Source organism: Agromyces binzhouensis, assembly GCF_004135055.1.
Taxonomy (GTDB): domain Bacteria; phylum Actinomycetota; class Actinomycetes; order Actinomycetales; family Microbacteriaceae; genus Agromyces; species Agromyces binzhouensis.
In genome coordinates this window covers 1-5,293 of record NZ_SDPL01000213.1, presented here as the reverse complement: position 1 = coordinate 5,293, position 5,293 = coordinate 1, and the positions used below count along the sequence as shown (strand labels likewise).

At 71.3% G+C, this 5,293-nt stretch carries 8 protein-coding genes; 4 read left to right on the top strand and 4 right to left on the bottom strand.

The window, feature by feature from the left end:
* Together ESO86_RS10955 and ESO86_RS10950 are read left to right on the top strand one after the other, a co-directional pair.
* A partial coding sequence (locus ESO86_RS10955) for a sensor histidine kinase (protein WP_165307665.1) occupies positions 1-525 on the top strand: 525 nt, incomplete at its 5' end.
* A 136-nt stretch (positions 526-661) separates the two neighbouring features.
* A complete protein-coding gene (locus ESO86_RS10950; protein ID WP_129234958.1) occupies positions 662-952 on the top strand; it encodes a WXG100 family type VII secretion target in 291 nt (96 codons plus the stop codon).
* 121 nt (positions 953-1,073) lie between these two features.
* Here ESO86_RS10950 and groL read toward each other — a convergent pair whose 3' ends face one another.
* The 4 genes from groL to ESO86_RS10930 all read right to left on the bottom strand — a co-directional run bounded on the left by groL (position 1,074) and on the right by ESO86_RS10930 (position 4,126).
* The gene (gene groL, locus ESO86_RS10945) at positions 1,074-2,693 is read right to left on the bottom strand and encodes a chaperonin GroEL (RefSeq protein WP_129234956.1); all 1,620 of its coding nucleotides are present in this window, start codon (positions 2,691-2,693) and stop codon (positions 1,074-1,076) included.
* Positions 2,694-2,876: 183 nt separating this feature from the next.
* Positions 2,877-3,080 (bottom strand): cold-shock protein, encoded by a 204-nt coding sequence (locus ESO86_RS10940; RefSeq protein ID WP_067948690.1) that lies wholly within the window; start codon positions 3,078-3,080, stop codon positions 2,877-2,879.
* A 209-nt stretch (positions 3,081-3,289) separates the two neighbouring features.
* Positions 3,290-3,832, bottom strand: a complete 543-nt coding sequence (locus tag ESO86_RS10935) for a LytR C-terminal domain-containing protein (RefSeq protein WP_129234954.1) — start codon at positions 3,830-3,832, stop codon at positions 3,290-3,292.
* Positions 3,833-3,856: 24 nt separating this feature from the next.
* Positions 3,857-4,126, bottom strand: coding sequence for a DUF3263 domain-containing protein (locus ESO86_RS10930; protein WP_129234952.1), 270 nt, complete (start codon positions 4,124-4,126; stop codon positions 3,857-3,859).
* Between the two features lie 206 nt (positions 4,127-4,332).
* Between ESO86_RS10930 and msrB the strand changes: the two genes are divergently transcribed.
* Both msrB and ESO86_RS10920 read left to right on the top strand, forming a co-directional pair.
* Positions 4,333-4,734: a peptide-methionine (R)-S-oxide reductase MsrB gene (gene msrB, locus ESO86_RS10925; protein ID WP_129234950.1), complete on the top strand. Its 402-nt coding sequence runs from the start codon at positions 4,333-4,335 to the stop codon at positions 4,732-4,734.
* A 2-nt stretch (positions 4,735-4,736) separates the two neighbouring features.
* Positions 4,737-5,288: a nitroreductase family protein gene (locus ESO86_RS10920; RefSeq protein WP_129234948.1), complete on the top strand. Its 552-nt coding sequence runs from the start codon at positions 4,737-4,739 to the stop codon at positions 5,286-5,288.
* Positions 5,289-5,293 lie beyond the last annotated feature (5 nt).

The window sequence follows — 5,293 nt, the reverse complement described above, 5'->3', positions numbered from 1 at the left end:
GGATCGGCGCGCGCTGCGGGGACGGCGGACGCCGCCCTGGCGACGGCGACGACCTCCGACGCAGCGGGCGGGGACCGTGACGTGGACTCGGGCGCTGCGGCCGCACCCACGGTGGTCGTGCCGGTGCGGCGGGCGATCGTGCTCGCCGAGGAGAACAAGATCCGCCAGGTGATCACGAACCTGATGGGCAACGCGATCCGCTTCACTCCCGTCGAGAGCCCCATCGAGATCCGCGTCTCGGTGGACGACGACGCCGAGCGGGCGCTCCTCGAGATCATCGACCACGGTGAGGGCATCCCGCCCCAGATCCGCGAGAAGATCTTCCAGCGCTTCTGGCGCGCCGACACCTCGCGCACGCGCGAGACCGGCGGTTCGGGCCTCGGTCTCGCGATCGTGTCCTCCATCGTCTCGGCGCACAACGGTCACGTCGACGTGGTCGAGACGCCCGGCGGCGGCGCGACCTTCCGCGTGTCGCTCCCCCTCGCCGGCTCGAGCGCGGCCCCCCAGCGAGTCGCGCAGGCCTGAGCCGCACCGCACCGTCGCGGGCTCGTCCTCCACACGGCCACCCGCGTGGCGGCGCCCCTCGGCTTCGGGTTCGCAGCCCGTCCGGTGGAGCGGCGCCGGCGTACGGTCGGCTGCATCACGAACCGGAGGGATGACCATGACGAGGTACCAGGTCGACAGCGAGCAGGTGCACGCGGCGACGCAGAGCATGCAGGGCACGATCGGTCGGATCCAGTCCGAGGTGGCCGCTCTCCTGGCACAGCTCACGGGGCTGCAGGCCTCGTGGTCGGGCCAGGCGTCGGTCGCGTTCCAGGCCGCCGTCGCCGACTGGCGGTCGACGCAGCAGCACGTCGAGCACAGCCTCGCCGGACTGAACCAGGCGCTCGGCGCGGCCGCGATGCACTACGCCGATGCCGAGCAGGCGAACGCCCGTCTCTTCCTGCGCTGAACGCGGCGGCCGGACGCGCCCTCCGGCCGCCACCGCACGACGAAGGGCGCCTCCCTGGGGAGGCGCCCTTCGCGCGTTGGTGCGGCTGCCGCCGCGGTGCGGACCGAGGGTCCGCGACGGACTAGAAGTCCATGCCGCCCGTCGGGTCGGCGGGAACCGGCGCAGACTTCTCCGGCTTGTCGGCGACGACGGCCTCGGTGGTGAGGAAGAGGCCGGCGATCGACGCGGCGTTCTGCAGCGCCGAGCGGGTCACCTTGGCGGGGTCGATGATGCCCTGCGCGAGGAGGTCGCCGTACTCGCCGGTCGCGGCGTTCAGGCCGTGGCCCGCGGGGAGCTCCGAGACCTTGTTCGCGACGACGCCCGGCTCGAGGCCCGCGTTGAGGGCGATCTGCTTGAGCGGAGCCTCGATCGCGACCTTGACGATGTTCGCGCCGGTCGCCTCGTCGCCCGAGAGCTCGAGCTTGGCGAAGGCGACCTTGCCGGCCTGGATGAGCGCGACGCCGCCACCGGCGACGATGCCCTCCTCGACGGCGGCCTTCGCGTTGCGGACGGCGTCCTCGATGCGGTGCTTGCGCTCCTTGAGCTCGACCTCGGTGGCCGCGCCCGCCTTGATGACGGCGACGCCGCCGGCGAGCTTGGCGAGGCGCTCCTGGAGCTTCTCGCGGTCGTAGTCCGAGTCGGTGTTCTCGATCTCCGAGCGGATCTGGGCGACGCGGCCCGCGATCTGGTCGGGGTCGCCCGCGCCCTCGACGATGGTGGTCTCGTCCTTGGTGATGACGACCTTGCGCGCCTGGCCGAGCAGGTCGAGGGTGGCGTTCTCGAGCTTGAGGCCGACCTCCTCGGAGATGACCTGGCCGCCGGTGAGGATCGCGATGTCCTGGAGCTGGGCCTTGCGGCGGTCGCCGAAGCCCGGCGCCTTGACGGCGACCGACTTGAAGATGCCGCGGATCTTGTTCACGACGAGCGTGGCCAGGGCCTCGCCGTCGACGTCCTCGGCGATGATCAGGAGCTGCTTGCCCGACTGGATCACCTTGTCGACGATCGGGAGCAGGTCCTTGATGTTCGAGATCTTCTGGTTGGCGATGAGGATGTACGGGTCCTCGAAGACCGCCTCCTGGCGCTCCGGGTCGGTGACGAAGTACGCCGACAGGTAGCCCTTGTCGAAGCGCATGCCCTCGGTCAGCTCGAGCTCGGTGCCGAAGGTGTTCGACTCCTCGACCGTGACGACGCCCTCCTTGCCGACCTTGTCGATCGCCTCGGCGATGATCTCGCCGATCTGCGGGTCGGCGGCCGAGATGGACGCGGTCGCGGCGATCTCCTCCTTGGTCTCGACCTCCTTCGCGGCGGAGAGGAGCTCCTCGGAGACGGCGGCGACGGCCTTCTCGATGCCCTTCTTGAGGCTGATCGGGTCGGCGCCGGCGGCGACGTTGCGGAGACCCTCGCGCACGAGCGCCTGGGCGAGCACGACCGAGGTCGTGGTGCCGTCACCGGCGACGTCGTCGGTCTTCTTCGCGACCTCCTTGACGAGCTCCGCGCCGATCTTCTCGTACGGGTCGTCGAGCTCGATCTCCTTCGCGATCGACACGCCGTCGTTCGTGATCGTGGGGGCGCCCCACTTCTTCTCGAGCACGACGTTGCGGCCGCGCGGGCCGAGGGTCACCTTGACCGCGTCGGCGAGCGTGTTGAGGCCACGCTCGAGGCCGCGGCGGGCCTCCTCATCGAAAGCAATGATCTTTGCCATGTGTGTCTCTCGTCCCTTCCCGGACGTCTAAGAACCGTGGGTTAGCACTCGAAACGAGCGAGTGCTAAACCGATTCTGGCACTCGCATGCGCCGAGTGCAAGCGAGGACGACGTCGGTTCGCGACCCGCGGACATGCGAAAGCGCCGCCGGGGGCATCCGGCGGCGCTTCCGAAGAATCGAACTCAGGCGGGGCGGACCGCCTCGGCCTGCGGGCCCTTCGAGCCGGAGCCCACCTCGAAGGTCACCTGCTGACCCTCTTCGAGGACCTTGTAGCCGGCCATGTCGATGGCGGAGTAGTGGACGAAGACGTCCTGGCCCCCACCGTCGACGGTGATGAATCCGTATCCCTTTTCAGCGTTGAACCACTTCACGGTTCCGTTCGCCATGCGTTGCTCCCATGTTGCCGTGTATCGAAGTCAGCACGTGCCGTCGGCTGTACCGGGCCGTCGTCGTGCCGACGTCGACGACGGGGACCGGCGTCGGGTGCTCACACGGGTGTTCGAGCGGCCGTTTCTAGATACTCACGGCGCGGCGGCCCCGCACAAGAGTTCCGGCGCCGCGAATGGTCGCAGAATGGCAACGATTCGCCGCGTGGTCACTCGGCGACGGCATCCGCGTAGTCCGCACCCAGGACGACCACGAGCTGCATGCCCTGGTCGCCGAACTCCTCGGACAGCCGCACCTCGGCCTCGGGGAGCTGCTGCGCGACGCCTCGGGCGGCGCCCTCGAGATCGGCGGACGCGTAGTACACGACGGTCTGCTCGATGTCGGAGCGGTCGGCGTTCGAGGTGATGCCGACGGGAAGGCCCGCGGAGGTGAGCACCTCGCCCGCCCGAGCGGCGAGACCGCCGGTCGTCGTGCCGTTGAGGACCGCGACGGTCACGTCGGGCGCGAGGGTGGGCTCCGCGGTCGGGACGTCCGAGGCCGGCGCCGTCGGCAGCGCGGTGTCGTCGAAGTCGAGCCGCTGGTTGTAGGCCGCGACGGCGGCGATGCCGGCCCCCGCGAGCACGACGGTCGCGAGCGCCGCCCACGCGAAGGTCACCCAGCGGCGGCCGCGACGCGCCGGAGCCCGGTGGGCGCCGACCCGGTCCATGCCGTGCGGGATCGAATCGAACCGATCGCGTGGGAACTTCTGCACCTGTCGTCCAGTCGGTCGGGGCGCTCAGGCGAGCGGCCGGGCGGTCGGGATGGTTCGGCGCGCACGCGACTGCGCACGCGCGTCTCGCTGCCGCTGCAGGCGACCGATGAGCATCGGATCGAACCGCAGGGCGGCCGGCGAGTCGACGAGCGCGCCGAGGAGGCGATAGTACCGGGCGGCGGAGAGTCCGAGCTCGTCGCGGATGGCGTCGACCTTCCGGGCGGGGTCGCGCCACGGCCGTGATTCGAAGGCGAGGATGGCGCGATCCACCTCGTCGAGCCCGTCCGCGTCCATCGCACCTCGCTCCCCGCATCCGCCGTCGACCACATCCTAGGGAGCGGATGCCGGGAGCCTCCCCCGCGCGTCGGCGCGGCCCGAATGCGGGCCCCGAGCTCGTCCTCGTCGGCACCGGGAACACCGTCGCACCGGGACACGTTGCACTCGACGTCCCGCAAAGCTGCGACGATGGAAGACGCCCCCGCCGACCCCGAGGAGACTGCATGACGTACCAGGTGGACAAGTCCGACGACGAGTGGCGCGCGCAGCTCGACGACGAGCAGTACGCCGTGCTCCGCGAGGCCGCGACCGAGCGCCCGTGGACGGGCGAGCTCCTCGACGAGGAGCGCGCCGGGATCTACGCGTGCGCCGCGTGCAGCAGCGAGCTCTTCAAGTCGGGCACGAAGTTCGACTCCGGCTGCGGCTGGCCGAGCTTCTACGAGTCGGTGCGGCCCGAGGCGGTCGAGCTCATCGAGGACACGTCGCTCGGCATGCTGCGCACCGAGGTGCGCTGCGCGAACTGCGGCTCGCACCTCGGCCACGTCTTCCCCGACGGCTTCGGCACCCCGACCGGCGACCGCTACTGCATGAACTCGATCGCGCTCGAGTTCACGCCCGAGTCCTGAGCGTGGGAGCCGCCCGCGACGCCGTCCTCGCACGTCGCTCCTGGCCGAAGGTGACGGATGACGCGCCGGACGACGCCGAGCTGGTCTCGCTGCTCGAGGCCGCGTCGACCGTCGCCGATCACGCCGCCCTCGCGCCGTGGCGCGTGATCGCGCTGCGCGGCGACGCGCGGGCCCGTCTCGGCGAGGCGCTCGTCGAGGCATCCGGGTTCGACGGCGCCGCCGCGGCGAAGCTCGCGGCCAAGCCCATGCGCGCTCCCCTGCTGCTCGCACTGGTCGCGGTGACACGACCGCACCCGAAGGTGCCCGCGTGGGAGCAGGAGGTGTCCGCGGCCGGCGTCGGTCACGCGCTGGCCCTGCTGCTCGACGACGCCGGCTGGGGCGTGATGTGGCGCACGGGGCCCTTCACCCGCCACCCGGCGGTGGCGCGGATGCACGGCCTCGCCGACGGCGAGCACCTGCTCGGCTGGCTCTACGTCGGCGGCCGCAGCACGGCCGACCGGCCGCAACGCCGCGCCGGGTCCCACGTCGCGGAGCGGTTCACCGCCCTGACGTGACCTCG

Bases quoted from the DNA above. Each gene is read 5' to 3' on its own strand.
- ESO86_RS10950 (WP_129234958.1), top strand. From the start codon at position 662: ATGACGAGGTACCAGGTCGACAGCGAGCAGGTGCACGCGGCGACGCAG.
- groL (WP_129234956.1), bottom strand. From the start codon at position 2,693: ATGGCAAAGATCATTGCTTTCGATGAGGAGGCCCGCCGCGGCCTCGAG.
- ESO86_RS10940 (WP_067948690.1), bottom strand. From the start codon at position 3,080: ATGGCGAACGGAACCGTGAAGTGGTTCAACGCTGAAAAGGGATACGGA.
- ESO86_RS10930 (WP_129234952.1), bottom strand. From the start codon at position 4,126: ATGGACGCGGACGGGCTCGACGAGGTGGATCGCGCCATCCTCGCCTTC.
- msrB (WP_129234950.1), top strand. From the start codon at position 4,333: ATGACGTACCAGGTGGACAAGTCCGACGACGAGTGGCGCGCGCAGCTC.